Source organism: Kamptonema sp. PCC 6506, assembly GCF_000180455.1.
Taxonomy (GTDB): domain Bacteria; phylum Cyanobacteriota; class Cyanobacteriia; order Cyanobacteriales; family Microcoleaceae; genus Kamptonema; species Kamptonema formosum.
Map to the genome: position 1 here is coordinate 1 of NZ_CACA01000218.1, position 21,268 is coordinate 21,268.

Here is a 21,268-nt window from a genome sequence, read left to right on the forward strand (position 1 = left end):
AAGTTATTAGACAGGGGTTTAACCCCTGGCGGGTTTGAGCTTAATTTGACACTAATGCCTTCTTCCTTCTTCCCTCTTCCTTCTTCCTTCTTCCTTCTTCCTTCTTCCTTCTTCCTCACCTACGACGGCAAATACAACCAGACAGATACGGTTTGCCTCCATGTCCAAAGCGATCGCTCCCCTTACATTAGTAAGAGTAAACATTCAGCAGTCTAAAGCTGTGGCGAAAGCAATCAGTAAGTAGTCTAACCGTCCCTGTCCAGGTTCGGTAAACACACCTTCATCAAAGCTCGAAACGCCCACAGTATATAGATATGTCACCTATCTAAGACTGTATTAAAGCTGGATTAACTGCCGATACACCCTACGGGGTGAAAGTTGCAGTCCCAAACCACCCGCAAATCGGGTAGATAGATAGCCAAAATTTTTGTAGTGATTGGAGCCGGAACACCCCTATGGGAAAAGTAGTTGGAATTGACTTAGGTACGACTAACTCCTGCGTCGCAGTTATGGAAGGCGGTAAACCCACCGTCATTGCCAACGCCGAGGGGGGTCGCACAACTCCTTCTGTAGTCGCATACGCCAAAAATGGCGATCAGCTAGTGGGACAAATCGCCAAGCGTCAAGCGGTGATGAACCCCGAAAACACTTTTTACTCTGTCAAGCGGTTTATTGGTCGTCGGGTGGACGAAGTAGCCCACGAAACTACTGAAGTTTCCTACAAAGTCCTCAATGTCGGTAATAGCCTGAAGCTGGACATTCCCGCACGCGGTAAGCAACTTTCCCCAGAAGAAATTTCTGCTCAAGTGCTTCGCAAACTCGTAGAAGATGCTAGCAAATACCTGGGCGAAACTGTCACCCAAGCTGTAATTACTGTCCCTGCTTACTTCAATGACTCTCAGCGTCAAGCTACCAAAGATGCTGGCCGCATTGCTGGGATTGAAGTGCTGCGGATTATCAACGAACCGACAGCCGCCGCTCTTGCTTACGGTTTAGATAAAAAGAGCAATGAAACTATCCTTGTATTTGACTTAGGCGGCGGTACGTTTGACGTATCAGTGCTAGAAGTTGGCGATGGCGTATTTGAAGTATTAGCAACTTCTGGGGATACTCACTTAGGTGGTGATGACTTCGATAAGAAAATTGTCGATTATATCGCCGCAGAATTCCAAAGAGCTGAAGGTATTGACCTCCGCAAAGACAAACAAGCTTTGCAACGGTTAACTGAAGCGGCAGAGAAAGCGAAAATTGAGCTTTCTAGCGTTACTCAAGCTGAAATTAACCTGCCATTTATTACCGCGACTCAAGATGGCCCAAAACATTTGGACATGACTTTGACGCGGGGCAAATTTGAAGAACTTTGTGCAGATTTAATTGACCGCAGTCGCGTCCCAGTTGAAAATGCTCTCCGCGACGCTAAGTTAGATAAGGCTGCGATCGATGAAGTTGTTCTAGTTGGTGGTTCTACTCGTATCCCCGCAGTTCAAGAACTGGTGCGCCGGATTTTGGGTAAGGAACCTAACCAAACTGTTAACCCGGATGAAGTGGTGGCTGTTGGTGCTGCTATTCAAGCAGGTGTGCTTTCCGGTGAAGTCAAAGATATCTTGTTGCTTGACGTTACCCCGCTGTCTCTGGGTGTGGAAACTTTGGGCGGTGTGATGACGAAGATTATTCCCCGTAATACCACCATTCCTACTAAGAAGTCGGAAACTTTCTCGACTGCTGTAGATGGCCAAACTAACGTGGAAATTCACGTTCTGCAAGGCGAACGGGAAATGTCTAACGACAACAAGAGTCTGGGAACTTTCCGCTTAGATGGCATTCCTCCTGCACCTCGTGGCGTACCTCAAATTGAGGTGACATTCGATATCGATGCTAACGGTATTTTGAATGTGGCTGCTAAGGATAAAGGTACTGGTAAGGAACAGTCTATTAGCATTACTGGTGCTTCTACTTTACCAGGCAATGAAGTTGAGCGGATGGTGAAGGAAGCGGAGGCGAATGCTACTGCTGATAAGGAACGTCGCGAACGGATCGATCGCAAGAATCAAGCTGATTCTTTAGCCTATCAAATCGAGAAGCAGTTAGCTGAACTTGGTGATAAGGTTCCTGCTGCTGATAAGACTAAGATTGAAGGGTTGATTAAGGACTTGCGAGATGCGATCGCGAAGGAAGATGACGATCGCATCAAGACGCTGACGACGGAACTGCAACAAGCTTTCTATGCTGTTAGCAGCAACCTTTATCAGCAAGCAGGTGGTGATGGCGGCCCTGGCGGCCCTGGTGGCCCTGGTGCTCCTGGTGGTGGCGCAACTGGTGGCGGTTCCGCCCCTGATGATGTGATTGACGCTGACTTTACTGAAGCGAAGCAGTAATTGATAGGCGATAGGAAATTCACTCCTATTGCCTGTGCGATCGCTTCTTTCCCCCTGAATTTTCAGGGGGTTAATTTTTAGGTATGTTGTTGCACTTTAGCGCAAAGACAGCGTTGTTGAAGTGAGCGATCGCACCGTTTCTGTCAGAGTTTGAGATTAAGTTGCTGTAAAATGTAGGTCTTGCTTTAAGAAAAAATGAGTAACTGTTTCCTTGATCGCTACGAAGAAATCACCTATGAGAAACTGCGGGCTGTCTGCGAGCCTTACAACGCTCATGTTTTCTCCAAAGTGCGTCTAGCAGACATATTACCTGTAAATAAAAGTGGTTTGTCAGACAATGATTTTCGATTTGCACTGCAATCTCATACAGACTTTCTAGTTACTAATTCAAAGTACGAAGTAGAATTTTGTGTTGAGTTTGACGGTTCTAGTCATAATAAACCAGAGCAAATCAGGAGAGACAATCAGAAAAATGCTCTGTTTGACTACTTTAAAAAAACCTTACTACGGATCACATCCAAATATCTTGACCCTAAATATAGAGGGTTGGATTTACTAACATACTTTGTTGAAGTTTGGTTTATTAAAAAACACTTTTACGAATCACAGGAGCGTGGCGATCTACCATTTGATGAGATTTTCGATCCTGCTTTCATTTTTGATGATGGTAAACAGCAATTTCCATATTGGCTTTCTCTTGAACAACAAGTTATTATTCAGAAGCTTTTTGAGGAAGGGAGGGTGGCACAACCTGCCCCGTCTGATTGGGTAGGTATAGATTCAGATAATAACTATCATTGTCTTACTTGGCTCTTGATTAAACCCGATACCGCTATATATGTGAAAATAGATATGCGTAATCAAAGATTTTGTGGTGTTATCACCAGTGATTTACTTGTTATGATTGCGGTATGTGAGCTCTATGAGGAATTAAAAATACTTCTTTCAGGCAAATTGGAGGCTCCTCCACGTTCGGCTTTGGAGCAAGAACTAGATTTTTACCGTCAGTCGTACAAATTGTGCCAAACTTCTAGTTGTGAAATATTAGGCTCTAGTTAGTTTAGATTAGTAGAGACCAATAAGCTAACAACCCCAATGCACGCGACCGCTGATAGGTTCTATTTGTAAACGTTAGAGGTTATGTGCGGTGTGTAAGTTTAAGGTTTAGGTTCCTAAATTGTTTGTCAAACCCTTTATAAATTCAACGCTAAAAAATCCAAAATCCAAAATTAATTATGACTCCCAGAAAACCTTCACCTATTAACCCTCCTCACCCATCCCACCTTGCTAATTTGCGGCGGATTCGGCAAATTAGCCATTTACTTGACAATGCAATTGGTATCCCTGGTACAAGATATCGGATTGGAATCGATCCCATCTTAGGAATTGTACCCGGAGGCGGCGATTTTGTAGCAATGGTTTTCTCAGCTTATATGATAGTGACAGCCGCTCAAATGGGACTATCGCAGGAAAAACTGGTGCAAATGGTTTCTAATGTTATTGTAGATACCTTTGCGGGTACTGTTCCAGTAGTAGGAGATTTATTTGATGTAGCCTGGAAATCTAATATCAAAAACTTAGAATTGCTAGAGGAGCATTTAGGTTCACCTCAGACTGGGACAGCCGTTAACTGGTGGTTTGTGGGTGCATTATTGGGGGGATTGTTGTTAGTAATGTTATTAATAATTTCCTTGAGTGTGGCGATAATTGGCTGGTTAGCAAGTGCTTTATTCGGTGGATGATTTAGGTGATGGGAATGTTTAAATAGAAGTGCGAACGACTAAAAAACGATCTCATTTCACCATAAACCTTAATAATCAATATCCAATCATCCTGTGAATGCCGTTCAAAATTGGTTCGTATTGTTCAGGTGTCAGACGACCCCAATACTCAGAAATTCGTGTTATATCTAACATCCGAATTCGATCCAACAAAGCAATAGAAGCCTGACGCAATCCCCCTGTACCTGCTGGAAATCGTGGATACAAATCAGGGGAAACATTCGCCCATCTTTGCCCTCTATCTGTTGTCATCGGTACTACGATTACCACCTCAAAACGAGGTACTCCTAAAGTAGCTGGTAAACCTACAATAATAGCAGGTCGATAACCTTCCTGTTCGCGGCCTCTAGGGTTTTGTTCGGGGAATTATGCGGTTACAATGTCCCCAAAATATAATGAAGTAATTGTCATTCGTCAAGTATTACTAATCCGACTCCTTCAATATATTTTACAGGCTTACCTGACCCTAATTCTCCCGGTTCCCATTCGTAGGGTTCATATTTTCCCAAGCGCCCCAAGTCGCTGTTAATCCAATCATAATCGGCTTCAATTTCTTTCCAATTGAGGATTCTCAAGATTTTTTCAAGGCGCTCAAATTCGGCAATGGGAATTTGGACAGCAATAGGTTGCTGATTTTCGTCAACCACATAACTCTTAGTAATGTTCAGCATTTTGCTAACTCTGTGGAAACATAAACTCATTTTAAATCAATATCTCCTAATTTAAAGCAATTTGCTGACAAAAATATTTAAGCGTGCAATAATCTCGCCCATTCCTCCAATTTCTTTGTAATATCCCAAGTCCCCAAAACCGAACGACTTAATCGGGTGAGAGCAAGTCCCAGAAAAAACACATCATCATTCAAGGGAACCTATGGCGATTATTTTTCAGAAATAGCTAAAAACTTGGGTTAGGATAATAGCAATCAGGGCTCTGCCGATCGCAAGAAACTAGCAAAAATACTTAACAGAAAATTTAACTCTATAACTATAAAACTGAATATCTGGGTAGCAACTGCAACATCCAAAAAATAACAGGTAAAACTGATGGCGACAGACATCCGACACCAGACAGAAAACGGCTACCAGTCACAAATAACTCAGCCTTCCTCAAGAGAAAATCTTAACAGGCGATCGCTCATGCGCCTCCCCCGAAGCCTGAGTGCCATCGAAACATCCGGCTTTGGTCTTACGGGTCATGCCAATTGGTTTACGATCGCCACAGTCATCCAAGCAAGCATGGGGCCTAGCGCCATCTTTATCTGGTTGCCCGGTATTCTTATGGGCATGATGCTCAATCTACAGGTAAAACGCATCGGCGAGTATTTCCCAGATATGGCTGGGGGAACACCCAACTATACCGCCAGACTGCTAAAAAATTATCCAGGTCTGGGAAGCTATGCAGCGATCGGCTACCTTTTAAGCTGGGTAGCAACACTGCCAATTTCTGCGATCGTACTAACCCAACTAATCAAAGTCAACCTCAATAGTTTAGGTTTTAGCTGTCCTGAAACTTTATTAAATATCACCTTCACACTTATAACCTTCATTCTGACATTCAGCGGCACCCGCGCCTTAAGTATTCTGCACGCCTTTTTTGTGTTGCCAACGGTGGGCGTATTATCCGTTTTTTCCATTCATGGTCTATTCTGGTTAGCTTTTTCTCCAAACAGTCCCGGATTTTTCCCCGCGACTTGGCCAGCATTCACCTTTATTGACTGGGCTAAGTGGTTTTACTTTGGTACGTACATTTTCTACTGCTGTGACTCCACTGCCAGTTTCGTAGCTGATAGCCGCAACCCGACTAAAACCTTGCAATTTCTCAAAATTTCCGCAGTGGCGATGCTACCTGTAATTTTGGGAGGTTCCTGGGTACTGATGCGCTTGGCCACCGCTCCTGGCCTGAAAGATGACGTATTCTTAAATGTATTAGCTGCCTGTCAGGTATTATGGGGGCCTTGGGTTCCCACCCTTGTCACCTTTCTAGTAGTGGCTAGCTGTCTTCTAAGTTGCGCGACAATTGTTTCCAACTGCCCCCGTATGTTGTACCAACTTGCCGTAGATGGACATATTTCGCCCACATTCGCAGTTGTATCCCGACGGGGCGTATTTGGATTTGGGCTGGTCTTTGTTTTGGTTCTCAGTTTAATCTGTCTAGCTTGGGGAAATGTGCCTCGGCTGGTGGCGATTACTAATGTTGGCTTAGTTGTCTGCCTGATGATGTTCCATCTCTCACTGTGGCTGCGGCGGGATCGACCCGAAATTCGCTGGCCTTGGTGGTCTCTTGCTTTTTTCGTAGTAGATGCGGTGGTTCTAGTCGTGGGAGGCTTGGCTTGGGGTTGGCAAGACTTTATCATTGGGTTGTTTTTTCCCCTTGCCGTTTTAGCAGTAGAGGCAGGGATGAGTCGTATTGCTTTTGCACCTTTCCATCCCTCCTGGTGGATTCGGCGTTACCGCAACAGCAGCCAGCGCAAAATCCCAGATTTTGTAGCGTCTCAGGTTGTAGTTTTAATCTTACTGATCGTTAGCGCCGTTGCGATCGGCTGGATTTTTGGCTTCAAATTATATGCTAACTCTACTGTTGGCTTGAATTTATTGGTAGTGCTACTCGTGACAGTTGCTTTTGTGGCGGTGGCGATCGCCTGCTGGACGAGTTTACCCCAAGTCGTCTCAATGGATGAAGCACGAGAGGGAGCAGAACAGCTATTTACCATTGCCCTAGATGCTATTGTCGTGCTGGATGAAAATGGTGTAATTTGTCAGACTAATCCCGCTGCTGAAAGCATTTTCGGAATAGATGCTACTGGGCTAATTGGGTCTCACCTAAAGAAATTTTTACCCGGATTAGGGGCTCAGCCGGAGCAGTGGCTCAGCCGTAGCGAACAAACTTTCAAGTTGTCCGATGGTAGTTCCCGCATTCTGGAAGTTGCGATCTCCGACCGATTTTCCCAAGATGCTTCCCTTTCCAATCAGGATCTGCAAGAATATGTGGCGATCGTGCGCGATATCAGCGATCGCAAACAAGCCGAGGAATCCCTGCAAAAAGCTAATGAGGAACTAGAGATCAAAGTCGAAGAGCGGACATCTGAACTCACTCATACTGTAGAGCAATTACAGACTGAAATTGAAGAGCGCCTGCGAATCGAAGAAAATCTCAGAGCTATGCAAAATCAGATTGTTGTTCAAGAAAAACTGGCTTCTCTGGGCAGTTTAACCGCAGGAATTGCCCACGAAATCAGAAACCCTTTAAACTTTGTCAACAATTTCTCAGAAGTTTCTACTGAATTAACCGAAGAACTATTTGCAGAACTGGAAAATCAAGGAGAACGCTTAGAACCGGATACAAGGGAATATATTTCTGAGCTATTAACCGATCTGCAAGCAAATCTTAAAAAAATTAATCAACACGGTCAAAGAGCCGACAAAATTGTTGGCAATATGCTTTTGCATTCAAGAGGACAAAGCGGCCATTGGGAAGCCACAGATATTAATAGTTTATTGGCAGAATATATCAATCTAGCCTATCACGGAATGCGAGCTAAGGAAGATGCTTTTAACATTACGATAGAAACCGAATATGACAATGAAATTGGGGAGGTAGAGGTCGTACCACAAGACATAGGTAGGGTTTTTCTTAACATTATCAGTAATGCTTGCTATGCACTTCATAAAGAGAAACAAGAAATGCCGGAAGGGTTTTCACCTCTACTTAAGGTGAAAACTAGAAATTTGGACGGCCGGATTGAAATCCGTATTTTCGATAATGGCCCAGGTATAAAACCAGAGGTACTCGATAAAATTTTCAATCCCTTTTTTACTACAAAACCAGCGGGGGAAGGTACTGGTCTAGGTCTGTCTATCAGTAACGATGTTGTCGTCCAGCAACATCGCGGAGAACTAAAAGTCGAAACAGAAATAGGTAATTACACAGAGTTTATAATCACATTGCCAAAAAACATAGCGAGGGTTAAGGAGTTAAGAAAATGAAAGTAATGGTTGTAGACGACGAAGAAGATATTCAGTCTTTATTCAAGCAAAAGTTTAGAAAAGAAATCAAAGCAGGGCAAATTAATTTTAGTTTTGCCTTGTCAGCAGAGGCTGCATTAGACTACTTAGAAAACCACGAAGAAGCTTCTATTGTCTTGATTTTGTCGGATATTAATATGCCAGGAATGAATGGGCTAGAATTGCTCAGAATCATTAAAGAAAAGTTTACCGATCTAAAAGTTTTTATGATTACTGCTTATGAAGATGAGAAAAATTACCAAACTGCAATAGCTTATGGAGCTGATGACTATATCACTAAGCCTGTTAATTTTGACGCGCTCAAAAATAAAATAGTTAATCTTAGCATAAATTAATGATTGGTAATTGGTAATGGGTAATGGGTAATTGGTAATTGGTAATTGGTAATTGGTAATTGGTAATGGCTAATCGCTAATTGCTAATTGCTAATTGCTAGCTAATGGAAGACAGGCTAATTACCATCTTCCTCATCTTCCCATCTCCCCCCGCCCCCCCGCCCCCCCGCTCCCCCTCTCTTCCTCTCTTCCTCTTTCCCTAGTCCCTAGTCCCTAGCCCCTAGCCCCTTCTTAAGAGCCTAATATGCCAGCAAAAATATTATTTGTAGATGATGAGCCAGATTTAGAATCTCTAATTTCCCAGAGATTTAGAAAAAAAATTCGTGCCGAAGAATATCAAGTTTTTTTTGCATATAATGGCGTAGAAGCCCTCGCTAAGTTACAAGAAGAACCCGATATAGATATTGTCTTGACTGACATTAATATGCCAGTTATGGATGGGATCGCGTTGTTAGGGAAGCTGAATGAGATAGCTTCCCTAGTCAAAACAATAGTTATATCGGCTTATGGAGACTTGGGAAATATTAGAAAGGCGATGAACGCTGGGGCCTTTGATTTTTTGACTAAGCCGATAAATTTTCAGGATTTAGAAATTACAATTAACAAAACATTGTCCCATGTACAACAGTTAAAGGAAAATGAGCGCTCTCGCCAAGAAAGAGAGGAAAAATTACGGCAATCAGAAGCACGAGAGCGACAAAAAGCCATCGAATTAGAATTGGCACTGCAAAATTTACAGCGCACTCAAGCTCAGCTTATTCAGACTGAGAAAATGTCTAGTTTAGGACAATTAGTTGCGGGTGTTGCCCACGAAATTAATAATCCTGTTAACTTTATCTATGGCAATTTAACTTATGTCAATCAGTATACTCAACAGCTATTAGATTTAATCAACCTTTACCAGATTGAGGCCAATAATTACCGTAAAATCGAAGCTTTAATTGAGGAAATAGAGCTAGAATTTATCAGAGAGGATCTCCCTAAAATGCTGTCTTCGATGATGGTGGGGGCAGAACGTATCCGTAAGATTGTACTGACGTTGCGGAACTTTTCCCGCCTTGACGAAGCTGAGATCAAACCAGTTAATATTCATGAGGGAATTGATAGCGCTCTCATGATTTTGCAGAGTAGGATCAAGGTTAAACCAGATTGTCCCTCTATCCAAGTCATTCAAAAATACGGGGATTTGCCTAAAATAGAATGTTATGCCGGTCAGTTGAATCAGGTATTTATGAATTTACTGAGCAATGCAATTGATGCCTTGAATTACTATGATAAAGAACGCAGCCCGGAGGAAATTAAAAATCAGCCTAGTACGATTACGATTTGTACTTGTATGCTGAATCGTGATTGGGTGAGAATCTGTATTAAAGATAATGGGCCGGGGATGACGAACGATGTAAGAAATCGGCTATTTAGCCCTTTTTTCACAACTAAACCTGTGGGTGAAGGTACGGGATTGGGTTTATCTATTAGCTATCAGATTGTAGTGGATAAGCATGGGGGAGAGTTGATGTGTTTTTCGCAGCCAGATCGGGGTGCAGAATTTGTGATTGAGATTCCTGTTAGGCAAAGCGATCGGGTACAGATGAAGGCAAGTTAAGGAGAATTAATTAAAAAATCAGGGGAAAGTCTGGTAAAATCTATATCGCGATCGCATTCCCCAATTTCTCTGTAATGCCTGAAGTCCCTCAAACACCGAACGACCTAGCTGAAGCCCTCAATGGCCTCACCGACCTCAACTTCCAACTGCCAGATCCCGAAGACTCAGAGCTTCCAGAGTTTGATTTTCAAGAGCAGCTTGACAATGCTTGGAAAGTGTGCGATCGCTTCGATCTGCAAACTGATATCTGGCGGGGGCACATTCTGCGAGTGGTGCGCGATCGCGAGAAAAAAGGCGGCGAAGGACGCGGTACTGGCTTTTTAAACTGGCTAAAAGAACGCGAAATCAGTAAAAGTCAAGCTTATTCCCTGATCGAATTAGCCAACAGTGCTGATACCCTGATCGAACAGGGACATTTAAATACAGATGCGATTAGAAACTTCAGTAAACGGGCATTTATCGAAACAGCCAAGGCCTCCCCAGAAGTGCAGCAGATGGTCACGGATGCGGCCTCGAATGGCGATCGCATCACCCGCCGCGAAGTGCGCCAATTGACCGATGAATGGACAGCAATGAACTCAGAATTGTTACCAGATGAAGTCAAAGAAAAAGCCTCTACGGGTTCTCTTCCGCCCCGCTTTCTCGCGCCTTTAGTTCGAGAAATGGAAAAATTGCCGCCATCTCATCAAGTGGAAATTCAAAAAGAAGCCGCAGAAAATCCCGATGTTGATACTGTTAAACAGCTAACTTCAGATGCGCGAAGTTTATCTAAATATTTGGATGCAGCGGCCCAAGTGCAAGCTTTAAATCAGTCCCATTTAGATATGGAAATGGCTTTAGAAGAAGCTTTGCGAATAGGATGTTTAAATACGGCGGCTGATGTGGTGAAACAGGCGGCTCAATTGGAGCAAACTGTGGCTAAACTTTACACAGTTTGGAAACGTTTAAGCGGTTTAGCAGATCGGTTATATGTTGATACTGGCGCGAGTACCCCTAATTTACGCTTGCTTTTAAGTTGCCTAGATAGTATTTCAGGGGAAGTGATCGAGGTAGGTTTGGGAGATGGCGAGCGGACAATTAGGTTGCAAATCTTATCGGATTCTTAATCGTAAATTAAAGTTGCCATGATGAATCAATAAATCCATCTATAGCAACCGCTTTAAACTTTTTCAATTTCTATTTTAGAACCTTGGGGAGATTTATAAACCTTAATTTGTGTAGGCAATCGCTCTCCCAATCCTCGAACGTGGGTAATAACTCCAATTAAACGATCTTGCTGGCGCAAAGATTCCAAAATTTGAGTAACGCTTTCCAAGGTTTCTGCATCCAAAGTACCAAACCCTTCATCTAGGAATAAGCTACCTAATTGAGCGCCTTGGGATAGCTTTTCTGACAAAGCTAAAGCCATCGATAAAGAAGTAGCAAAAGTTTCACCACCGGAAAGAGTTCGCACGCGCCTAAGTTCGCCGCCATTCCAGTTATCTTCAACCCAATACTCGCCATCTTGAATTTTAAGAGCATAGCGAGTTTCTGTTAGTTCTTGCAAAATTAATGTAGCGCTGGCAACTAATTCTGCTTCCAAATGTTCTAAAATATAAGCTTGAAATTCATTAGTTTTGAGATTCTGAGCTAAGGTATGATAAGTTTGTTCGTGTTCTGTTAAAGTTGTAATTTGGGTTGACATCCTTTCCGATTGCTCTAAATTCTGTTCTGCTACCTGAATCCAGGCTAATAATTCTGCACGGCTATCGTTAGCTTGTTTAAACTTTTGTTCAGCAGTAATTTTGGCAGTTCGTAGTTGTGTCAATGTTATTTCATCGGTGGTTTTTGCACCGATAATATCGCTTAAATCTTTGAGCCGCGTTTCTAGCTGAATTTTTGCGTCGCGGTGTTTGCGAATAGCTGTTTCCCATGCGGATTGTTGTTTAGCGTCAGCACCCGCTGCTATAAATGTCTCCTCTGTGAAATTAGAGGTTTTGAGTTTAGACTCCCAGGCAATATTTAGCTGTTCATTTTTAGCTAGTGCTTGCTCATTAACATCTGTGGCTTGTTGGTATCTTTCTACTGCTTGAATGACATTGTTATTGGCAGTTTGATAAGAATTATCGGCAGCTTTCAGCAGTTCATTTAAGTTTTGCTTGTCTTTTTCTAAAGCTTTTGCTAAAGTAGAATAAGGTTGATTTTCGGTGATTTCATAGAGTTTAGTTGCCACCTCTTTTAACTGCTCTTGGCGGCGATTAACTTCTGCGATCGCGTCTTTATTTTCTGCTTGTTTCCCTAAATAAGTAGCTTCTGCAAACTGGAACGCTTGTTGAGCTTTATCAAATTCAATTGATACCTGTTGCCAGTGTTGCTCGACTTCCCGGTACTTGCGATCGCTCTCTTTAAGTATTGCTAATTCTCGCTCTAATTCCTCCGCTTGCCATTGAGAAGTTTCTAAAACTCGATAAACTTGTTGCTGCAATTCAACAAGTTTATTCTGTGTTAATTTTAACGTCTGAGCAAGTTCTAATTGTTTCTGCTGATGTCCAGAAAGTGCTGTTTTTGCTTCGGTTGTGGTAATTTGAGCTTGTTGAAATACTTGTTGAGCAGTAGCAAAGCGCGATCGCAAAGGGGCTACATCTATAATATTAGATTCCGGCAATGGTGGGAGGCGATCGCTCTCTGGATGCACGCCCCCGCATACGGGGCAAATATCGCCAGCATTGAGCGACATTCGCACCGCAGCAACACGATCTAAACGCGCCGATTCAACATTAACTGCTTCTGCCGTTTCTAAGTCGAATTGGCATTTTTTCAGGGATACTTCCGCTACTTCCAACTGTAAGGTAGTTTCCACATAATTTTGTTGGGCTATTTGCCAATCTTGCTCGGCTTTTGCTAACTGCTTTTGCTCAGTTTTCGCCTGTTTTTCTATTAGCTGAAATTCCATCAATAAGGGTGAAATTTGATTCAATAGCTCTAAACGTTTGCCTCCAGGGGAAAGCTGTGAAAGCAACGCTGTTGCTTGTGCGACTTGAAAACCAGCACCCTGAATTTTGCTATTAGCAGCTTGCAAGTCTTTCTCTAGTGCCTTTAAAGAGCGAAATTTTTCCTGTTGAGTATTTTGGGCGATCGCGACTTCTCTTTCCAGTTGAGATCGCTGCTCTTCATATATTTTACCAGCAGCGAGAGCATCTTCACGAGCTTTGAGTTGAGGCGCGATCGCTTCCTGCTTCGCTCTCGCTGCGTCAAGTTGCTGCTGCTGTACCGCCAACTGCGATCGCGCTTCAATTAATCGCTTTTGGGCTAACTGTGCAGCATTTTGGGCGGTTACGCATTGGTTTCGCGCTTCTTTAACTAAAACCCAGTCTCCCTGTAAATGATTAGCAATTTGCGCTCTTTCTAACCGTTGTACAAAAGTTTCGATATCAGATGATTTAGCATTCAAAGTAGTTAATTCTGCGTGTAAATCTCTGAGGCGAATGATTTGATTAAATAAAATTTCTTCTTCGTCTAACATCTTCTGAGCAGTCATAACCGCTTGATTAAGAGTCGGTAATTCTTGCTCCAAACTAATCAGATGTAATCGCTTTTCTTGTACTTCTTCCGCCGCTGGTGCATTTAATTCAGCCAGTTGGCGTTCCACCATTTCTCGTTCATCTTTAAGTAACTTAGCTAGTTCATTTGCCCGCTTCCGCATCTGCTCAAAAATCTCAAATCCAGCTAGCTGGCGCAGAATTTCCCGGCGTTTTGCCGTGTCGCCTTTAAGAAATTCATCAAACTTACCTTGTGGCAACACTATCACCCGCGTGAAAGTGTCAAAATCCATCCCTAAAACCTGTTCAATAGTTTTTTTAGCAGCATCAATGCTAGTTTCTATAGTCTCCCATTCACCATTTTGAAAAGCTTCTAACAGTACCTTATTTTCAGGAGTTTTCGGGCGGTATCGCCACCTCCGCGTCACCCGATACTGTGCATTACCTACTGAAAAGTGCAACTTAACTTTTAAAGTTTCGCTCCCTTGACTTACTAGATCGCCTATTTGTTTTCCACTGCGAATTGTAGTACCGAAAAGAGCGTAAGTCATGGCATCAAGCAGGGAAGATTTTCCCGCACCTGTTGCACCCGTAATGGCAAATAAATCGAGTTCAGAAAAATCTAAACGCTGTTCGCGGCGAAAGCTAGTAAATCCTTCTAAATAAAGTTCAATTGGTCGCATAATTGGTAATTGGTAATTGGTAATTGGTAATTGGTAATTGGTAATTGATAGTAGGGTGGGCGCTCGCCGCAAAAAGTATTTGTCATAACCTAAGATGCTTGTCGGCGAGCGCCCACCTTACGTTTGTTACAGTTAACAGTTAACAGTTAACAGTTAACAGTTAACAGTTGATTATACAATTTTTCAAATTCCTCCAAGACTGCTGGCTTTGGTGTTGTTCCCAATTTGTTCTGATAATAGTTGCAAAACTCTTCTAGCGGATCGAATTTATTTGGGTCTATATTAGTTACTTCCGCCAGGCTTTCTTGCTGTAATTCTGGATACCGCGGTTCCACTAGCAGCGCTTGCGAACAAATTTGGCGCACTCTATCAGCTAGTCCCAGTTCAGGACTCTGCATTTGTACAATTACCTTCAAAAATCCGGGGTGATATTGATTTGCTTCTAAAGTTTTATCTAAGTTTTCACTATTACATTTAAGCACTTTTAATGGTCTCTGGCAAATTAAGGGTTTAAATTCTACTTTGGCGGCACTTCCCGGCTCTAATTCAATCAAAACAAATCCCTTTTCTTGCTCGGCTTCTCCAAAGTCTAACTGAATCAAAGAACCTGAATAATAAGCAGGAGAATTTTTAGCTATGCGTTGGTGAATGTGGATGTGTCCCAGGGCAATATATTGAGCTTCTGGCGGTAAAGTTTGCGGTGAAAGCAGATATTTATCTCGCGTATAATAGGGTGCTTCTGATTTAGCTAATCTAGCCCCATCAATGCTAAGATGTCCCATGAGGATATTAACAGTATTATCCCGAAAATTGCTGGTTAAATCTTCTAGGAGATCGGCAACAAGTTCTCGGTAACTAGAGCGGCGATCGACATCATCTTTGTGCCAGAAAGCATCAGCATCTAAAAGCCTTTGTTCTGATGCAAAAGGCATGGCTCCCACACAGAGTTTACCGCTATTTGTATTCAGAATAATTGTGCCACCATCTGCCGCGCGGCGGGGTTTTCCCAAAGCACGAACGCCAACATGGGCAAGCAATTGAGCGATACTATCGGTGCGCGAGGCGGAGTCATGATTGCCTGCGATCGCGATCGCGGGAATACCAGCTTCTTGCAATCCGCAGAAAAATTTATAAGCAATGCGTTCAGCATAAGCTGGCGGATTGGGAACGTCGAAAATATCGCCAGCGATCAGAACGGCATCCACTTCTAAGGTTATTGCTTGTTTGAGCAGTTGATCTAAAGCAGAGGCAATTTCCGGGGTGCGGTCAATACCTCTAAAACGTCGTCCGAGATGCCAGTCGGCGGTATGAATTAGTCGCATAGCATGAAGAGCTTTTTACTTATTTTAATACTTATTGATTTTTTTGTACCGCCTATTACCGGAAAGCCAAGATTAAGGCATGATAATCACAAGGGGTGCTCAATAATCTTAGCAATTCTGTGTGAGGAGTAACTATGGATACCAAGCCAATGCTTTTACGTTTTTCGTTTTTTTTACTTGCTGCGTCTGCGGTTTGGGCTGGTTTTTCCCAGCATTTAACTGCCATTGAAGCAGCTTCGGCTATTGGGCCAAATCAACTTTCTCCTAGCGGAATGGAAACAGAGGGGAGTGCGATCGCAACTTCTCAAAGTCAGATAATTGCCCAGCAAGGACAAGTTAAACAAGGGGAAGTATACAAACTGATGAACGGCGGCGCGACGCGCACCCGCCAATCATCGGCGGTTCGTGCGAAGACGAACCCCAGAACCGACTTAATCCCTCGCGATATTCTCACAACCGATACTACTGCCAAAGCTGAAATCTTGTTCAAACAGCAAGATACAATCGTGAGATTGGGAGAATCTACGAGTTTTGTGTTCCCTGAAGGCTTGCGGGAATACCAGCTCAATAACGGTACAATTGTGAGTATGATTCGTCCCGGAAAAGGCGGCGGGACTGTGAAAACGCCCCAGGCATCAGTGATAGCAAGGGGTACGGGGATGTATATTCAGCAGTGTTCGGATCGAAAAGTTGCTTTGTTTGCCATTCTCACAAATAATAATGCCGAGGTTGAACCTACGCGGGTGGTGAATGGAAGAGGCGATCGCGTTTCTTTGCGGGCCGGGCAATTAGTGAGAGTCGTTGATGGTACAATCCAATCAGTTCAAACTTTTAACTTGCGATCGTTTTACCAAAATAATCCTATGGGTGCAGGTTTAGGCCCGAATCAGGAAAACGTTGTGAATGAATCACCTACTGATGTTCAGCCGGTGTTCAGAGAGGTTCGCCAAGAAACGATCGCAGCGGTGAACAGTCAATCTGAAGGGAGTTTCGATTTTCCCAATGGCATACCTAATGTTTGCGGGAATGGACAAGCGCCTGTGAGAGGTCTTTGGTAATACTGATGTAATACTAATATTTTACACTATTGTCAAAAACCTGTAGGGGCGGGTTCGCCAATAGTTTTGAAGGATACCCAAAGACTAAAAAACCCGCCCCCACCCTGCGATCGAATCCTTTATTGATATTGGTGTAAGATCCGACAGGCTATTTGCAAATGTTGCGATCGCTCTCCTTTAGATTTACATTATTTGTGAGATAATCTTGGAGGCGATCGCACCCCCGCCGCAACAAATCATCTAAATCTAAACTCGATAAACTAATAGTTTGGTCATAGCTACCGCTAATTAATATTTTCCCATCTGGACTAAAACCCATACTTTTAACTTGTCCCTGATGGCCAATTAAAGTTTTAATCAGCGTACGATCTGTAGCATTCCACAACTTAATAGTATTATCAGCACTTCCCGAAGCCAAAATCTTTCCATCAGGACTAAAACTAACACTTACTACTGCATTTTGATGTCCCGTTAAAGTCCGAATTTCCTTACCAGAATCCGCATCCCAAAACTTAATAGTATTATCCGCACTTGCAGAAGCTAAAATTTTGCTGTTAGGATGCCAAGCTACAGCCTGTACAGCCTGAGAATGACCTTCTAAAGTTTTAACTAAAGTGCCGTCAGAGTTAAACAATTTAACTGTTTTATCGTTGCTACCAGAAGCTAAAAACTTGCCATCAGAACTGAAAGCTAAACTTGTTATGCCATCGCTATGTTCAGTAATATTTTTTAGCATTTTTCCATCAGCTATATTCCACAATTTAATTGTCTTATCATCGCTGCCAGAAGCTAAAATATTACCATTTGGACTAAAGGCTACACTTGTCACGCCTTCGTTATGTGCTGCTAAATTTTTAAGCTGTGTTCCATCTGCTGCATTCCAAAGTGTCACTGTTTTGTCATAACTGCCAGCCGCTAAAATCTTACCATTGGGACTAAAACTAATAGATGAAACCTTATTACTACTATCTAATTTTATCGTCTTTAAAAGAGTTTTATCAGTGCGCCATAATTTCACCTGTCCATCGGCACTAGCAGAAGCAAAAGTTTTACCATCAGGATTAAAATTTACACTCTCAATAAAACCGTCATTTCGCAGCGGAATATCACCATCTAACCGCCAAATTTTTACAGTTTTATCAGCGCTAGCTGTTGCTAAATTCTTCCCATCTGGACTAAAATTAACACTCGTCACCTGATCGCCATGTCCCTTAAATTGATTAAGCAAAATTGCGCCTACCCCGCCTGATTCTAAACTCCAAACTCTCGCTGTATAGTCATCGCTGCCAGAAGCTAACATCTTACCATCGGCACTAAAGCTAACACTAATTGCTCCTTTTTCTTGTTCTGTAAAGTTGGCAATAATTTTGCAATCAGGTTGCCAGATTTTTACAGTTTTGTCCAGGCTTGCCGTTGCCAATATTTTACCATCAGGACTAAAGCTGACATCCATAATATAATCAGTATGTCCTTTACAAATTTGCGATTTATTGCTATTTATGCTCCATAATTTTAAGGTTTTATCTTCACTTACGGATGCTATATTTTTGCTGTCTGAACTCCAACTGATACGAGTTACCCTTTCAGTATGACCTGTCAAAGTTTTGATTAAGCTACCATCTAAATTCCAAAGTTTTATAGTTTTGTCATCGCTGGCAGTTGCTAACATTTTACCATCGGGACTAAAACTAATGCTGTTTACTTTTTCACTATCTCCGGTGAAAGTTTTAATAAGCTTGCCGTCAATATTCCAAAGCTTAACTATGCCATCCGAACTTGCAGCAGCTAACAGCTTGCCATCGGGACTAAAACTAAGATCGTTTACACTTCTTTCATTGCCTGTTAAAGTTTGGAGAAGACGACCATCGGCACTCCAAAGTTTTATGGTTTTGTCAGAACTTGCAGTTGCTATGGTTTTCCCATCTGGACTATATTTTACCGCTTGCACGCGATCGCCATGCCCTTCTAAGCGATTATTTTCCTTCCCATTATCAATAGCTTGCTGTAAACTGCCTACAGTTTCCACAGCCACATCACCGCTGATATTCATGGCTGTTTTTAATTGCTTACCCGCCTTCATTCCCGCTAAAAGTGCATCAAGCTGTTGATTAGAAAGTAACTGAGATTCAGACAAAGAAGCTAAAGCATCGATCTGATTTTCTATCGCCCGGTTGCGCTGAATCAAAGCAATAATTGCAGCTAAACTGACAACAGTTACAAATGTACTAACAGCAGCAATAACGCGCAAACGATTATTTCGCCTGCGTTGAATGCTACGTTTAATAAATTCTGATTCGTATTGATTGAGCCAGTTATCATCAGATGTTAATACCTGTTCTAGCAAGTCAAGACGCGGATTGTTATCCCAAAGAAAACCAACTTGTTTATTATTAATCCATTCCTTAGCGACAGGGGTTAGTAAGCGTTGTAGCGTCAAAGTTTCCTGTTCCTGGTTTTTCCACCGTTGTAACTTATCCCACCCGCGCGCGATCGCATCGTGAGCAGGCTCAACATAAGCCTCACCGCCAGTTTCCTGTCCCCCAACCAGCAACCGCGCTTCCGAAAAGCGCCGAATTATCTCACTTACTCGCTGATTCTCACTTGCATCTGTATAAAGTAACTCCGATCGCGCCACCCGCCGCCGCGCCAATTCCCCACCTTCAACCGCCACCATCCGCAGCATTACGCGCCTTACTGTGTCGTGATAAGCGCTGTCAAGTTGCACCAGTTGGTCATATTCAGCGGTAGCTCTCTGTGTGAGAGAACCCGCCACGCCGCCCAATTGTTTGTAATCGCTCTCACTTAATGCCCGATTATTGCGCCGACTTTCTAAATACTTTATATAAAGCTCACTTAAGGTAAATGATAGCAGCGGCAAAGCTCCCGGCATCTGCACGACTTCATTAATCAATTGGTCTGTGAGGCTGGATGGCTCAAAGTATAATACTCTTTCCGACGCAGGGCCCTCGATCGCTTGCCGTAACTCGTCCTGAGTCATCGGCGGTACAATAAACCGAGCGTCTATCCAGTAAGCTTTGAGAGCAGAATCAAGGAATTGAGCTTCAAAATCGAGGCGAACAGCGATCGCAACCCTGAGTGCTTCTGGGTGCGCTGCGATCGCGCCTTCAAGTTGCGCCAAAAATAGCGATCGCTCGTCTTCATCAGACATTGTTACCAATTCCTCAAATTGGTCAACCACTAACAGCAATTTTTTATGAGGATTAGCGCTACTCCAAATAGTAACTAAATCGGCAAACTTACCAACATTTTGCCGCAATCCTTCGGTCATTTTCTGAATCCGCAGAATATCATCTCTCTGCTTTTCCTTATCTGTACTTTGGCGGTTAGATATATTTTCATCTATTAACAAAAGCGCTCTAGCTAACGAGGTTAAAGGAGATTCCCCCGGTCGTAAAGGCCCGATAACTGTAACAACGGATGAATTGTCAGTTTCTCCCCCACCTTCAGATGCGGTTATTGCCCTACTTTTAGCTTCTACCGTTGAATTAGCGTTTCGCCAGCGAGGGATTAATCCCGCTTTAACCAAACTAGATTTACCCGTTCCTGACGCGCCTAAAACCACAGTTAAGGGATGTTTTTCGACAAAATTATACAACTTTTTGATTAACTTTTCGCGTCCAAAAAATAGATTTCTGTGTTCTTCATCAAAAGATTCTAAACCGCAATAGGGATTATTTTCTCGATTGAGTTCTGGTGCCGGCGGTAAGTTAAGTTCGTGACCGGGAACTAAGAAGATAAATTCGCCTTTATCGTGTTTTGCTAACGGCCACATTCCGGGAGTTTGGCGGTGGCGTTGTTCTGCTGAGTCGGGTTCGACGCGATCGCGCACGTATAAAAAAAGTTCAGTAGCAGTGATGACCCCATCACCGCTAGGTTGACCGTCTTTTGGCGGCGGGAACAAGTCGGCGCGGCCTCTGAGTCCGTCAAATAAAGCTTCTGCGAAGGGGGAATGGTTGCCGCTGATGCCGCGATCGTCTTTTAGGGATAAGCTGTCTAAGGCTTTTTGGTCGTGGGATGCGGAGGTAATCGCAACCCATGCGGGGTCTTTGATGAAGCGATCGTAACGTTCTTGGTGGATGACTTCGGGGTGCGCGAGGAGATCGCGGGTGGCGGCCCAGCGGAAGGCCCCGGCGAAGCAACAGTCAAGGATGGCGAGGAGGTGGCGACAGGGGAGGGATGCGATCGCATCGTGTACCTGCTGCATTGGTACAAAAGTGCTGCTATCACCGGGTTGTGCGTCTTGCGGGATCACGTATCCGGCCGGGCCGTCATCGTTATCAAGAGCGATGCCGTGTCCGGCAAAGTAGAATAGAATGCGATCGTTTTCTCCTACTTCTTTGGGTAGGGTTTCTAATAGTAATATTTGCAGTTTTTCGCGGGTAACTTCCGTATCTAATAATAATTTTACATCATAATTATGATCTTCTTTAAGGATGCGAGCGAGTTCTTTGGCATCGTTAGTAGCCGTTCTCAGGGGAGAAATGCCATTTTGGTAATCGTTGATGCCAATGACGATCGCGAGAGAGCGTTTAAATTCCATTTTTAGT

The 21,268-nt window shown here is 43.2% G+C and carries 13 protein-coding genes and 1 pseudogene; 9 read left to right on the forward strand and 5 right to left on the reverse strand.

Going from position 1 to position 21,268, the window contains the following annotated elements:
• From OSCI_RS31455 to OSCI_RS11125, 4 genes are all read left to right on the forward strand, one after another.
• Positions 1-216: hypothetical protein (locus OSCI_RS31455; protein ID WP_234708740.1), on the forward strand; the 216-nt coding region annotated here is incomplete at its 5' end.
• A 239-nt stretch (positions 217-455) separates the two neighbouring features.
• Positions 456-2,375: a molecular chaperone DnaK gene (gene dnaK / locus OSCI_RS11115; RefSeq protein ID WP_007355040.1), complete on the forward strand. Its 1,920-nt coding sequence runs from the start codon at positions 456-458 to the stop codon at positions 2,373-2,375.
• A gap of 195 nt (positions 2,376-2,570) precedes the next feature.
• Entirely contained in the window at positions 2,571-3,434 is an 864-nt protein-coding gene (locus OSCI_RS11120) for a DUF2726 domain-containing protein (RefSeq protein WP_007355041.1), read from the forward strand.
• 176 nt (positions 3,435-3,610) lie between these two features.
• Positions 3,611-4,117 carry a DUF4112 domain-containing protein gene (locus tag OSCI_RS11125; protein ID WP_007355042.1) on the forward strand — a complete coding sequence of 169 codons (507 nt, stop codon included), beginning with the start codon at positions 3,611-3,613 and terminating at the stop codon, positions 4,115-4,117.
• A 75-nt stretch (positions 4,118-4,192) separates the two neighbouring features.
• Here the strand turns inward: OSCI_RS11125 and OSCI_RS27880 are convergent.
• Positions 4,193-4,495, reverse strand: a pseudogene (locus tag OSCI_RS27880) (type II toxin-antitoxin system PemK/MazF family toxin); the annotation flags it as partial.
• A 68-nt stretch (positions 4,496-4,563) separates the two neighbouring features.
• Entirely contained in the window at positions 4,564-4,827 is a 264-nt protein-coding gene (locus tag OSCI_RS11135; protein ID WP_007355044.1) for a hypothetical protein, read from the reverse strand.
• 375 nt (positions 4,828-5,202) lie between these two features.
• Between OSCI_RS11135 and OSCI_RS11140 the strand changes: the two genes are divergently transcribed.
• The 4 genes from OSCI_RS11140 to OSCI_RS11155 all read left to right on the forward strand — a co-directional run bounded on the left by OSCI_RS11140 (position 5,203) and on the right by OSCI_RS11155 (position 11,225).
• Complete coding sequence (locus OSCI_RS11140; RefSeq protein ID WP_007355045.1) at positions 5,203-8,142, forward strand: amino acid permease; 2,940 nt, start codon at positions 5,203-5,205, stop codon at positions 8,140-8,142.
• Positions 8,139-8,516, forward strand: a complete 378-nt coding sequence (locus OSCI_RS11145; protein WP_007355046.1) for a response regulator — start codon at positions 8,139-8,141, stop codon at positions 8,514-8,516. Before OSCI_RS11140 ends, OSCI_RS11145 begins: the two co-directional genes overlap by 4 nt.
• A gap of 244 nt (positions 8,517-8,760) precedes the next feature.
• Positions 8,761-10,119, forward strand: a complete 1,359-nt coding sequence (locus tag OSCI_RS11150; RefSeq protein WP_007355047.1) for a hybrid sensor histidine kinase/response regulator — start codon at positions 8,761-8,763, stop codon at positions 10,117-10,119.
• Between the two features lie 74 nt (positions 10,120-10,193).
• On the forward strand, positions 10,194-11,225 hold the full coding sequence (locus OSCI_RS11155) for a hypothetical protein (RefSeq protein ID WP_007355048.1): 1,032 nt from the start codon (positions 10,194-10,196) through the stop codon (positions 11,223-11,225).
• 53 nt (positions 11,226-11,278) lie between these two features.
• On the opposite strand, the gene OSCI_RS11160 is transcribed toward OSCI_RS11155, so the two are convergent.
• Both OSCI_RS11160 and OSCI_RS11165 read right to left on the reverse strand, forming a co-directional pair.
• Complete coding sequence (locus OSCI_RS11160) at positions 11,279-14,320, reverse strand: AAA family ATPase (RefSeq protein ID WP_007355049.1); 3,042 nt, start codon at positions 14,318-14,320, stop codon at positions 11,279-11,281.
• A 146-nt stretch (positions 14,321-14,466) separates the two neighbouring features.
• Positions 14,467-15,642: a metallophosphoesterase family protein gene (locus OSCI_RS11165; RefSeq protein WP_007355050.1), complete on the reverse strand. Its 1,176-nt coding sequence runs from the start codon at positions 15,640-15,642 to the stop codon at positions 14,467-14,469.
• Positions 15,643-15,776: 134 nt separating this feature from the next.
• Between OSCI_RS11165 and OSCI_RS11170 the strand changes: the two genes are divergently transcribed.
• Positions 15,777-16,700, forward strand: coding sequence for a FecR domain-containing protein (locus OSCI_RS11170; RefSeq protein ID WP_007355051.1), 924 nt, complete (start codon positions 15,777-15,779; stop codon positions 16,698-16,700).
• A 148-nt stretch (positions 16,701-16,848) separates the two neighbouring features.
• Here the strand turns inward: OSCI_RS11170 and OSCI_RS11175 are convergent, their stop codons facing one another.
• Positions 16,849-21,261 carry an eIF2A-related protein gene (locus OSCI_RS11175; protein WP_007355052.1) on the reverse strand — a complete coding sequence of 1,471 codons (4,413 nt, stop codon included), beginning with the start codon at positions 21,259-21,261 and terminating at the stop codon, positions 16,849-16,851.
• Positions 21,262-21,268 lie beyond the last annotated feature (7 nt).

Bases quoted from the DNA above. Each gene is read 5' to 3' on its own strand.
- OSCI_RS11145 (WP_007355046.1), top strand. From the start codon at position 8,139: ATGAAAGTAATGGTTGTAGACGACGAAGAAGATATTCAGTCTTTATTC.
- OSCI_RS11155 (WP_007355048.1), top strand. From the start codon at position 10,194: ATGCCTGAAGTCCCTCAAACACCGAACGACCTAGCTGAAGCCCTCAAT.
- OSCI_RS11170 (WP_007355051.1), top strand. From the start codon at position 15,777: ATGGATACCAAGCCAATGCTTTTACGTTTTTCGTTTTTTTTACTTGCT.
- OSCI_RS11165 (WP_007355050.1), bottom strand. From the start codon at position 15,642: ATGCGACTAATTCATACCGCCGACTGGCATCTCGGACGACGTTTTAGA.
- OSCI_RS11160 (WP_007355049.1), bottom strand. From the start codon at position 14,320: ATGCGACCAATTGAACTTTATTTAGAAGGATTTACTAGCTTTCGCCGC.
- OSCI_RS11150 (WP_007355047.1), top strand. From the start codon at position 8,761: ATGCCAGCAAAAATATTATTTGTAGATGATGAGCCAGATTTAGAATCT.
- OSCI_RS11120 (WP_007355041.1), top strand. From the start codon at position 2,571: ATGAGTAACTGTTTCCTTGATCGCTACGAAGAAATCACCTATGAGAAA.
- OSCI_RS11175 (WP_007355052.1), bottom strand. From the start codon at position 21,261: ATGGAATTTAAACGCTCTCTCGCGATCGTCATTGGCATCAACGATTAC.
- OSCI_RS11140 (WP_007355045.1), top strand. From the start codon at position 5,203: ATGGCGACAGACATCCGACACCAGACAGAAAACGGCTACCAGTCACAA.
- OSCI_RS11135 (WP_007355044.1), bottom strand. From the start codon at position 4,827: ATGCTGAACATTACTAAGAGTTATGTGGTTGACGAAAATCAGCAACCT.
- OSCI_RS11125 (WP_007355042.1), top strand. From the start codon at position 3,611: ATGACTCCCAGAAAACCTTCACCTATTAACCCTCCTCACCCATCCCAC.
- dnaK (WP_007355040.1), top strand. From the start codon at position 456: ATGGGAAAAGTAGTTGGAATTGACTTAGGTACGACTAACTCCTGCGTC.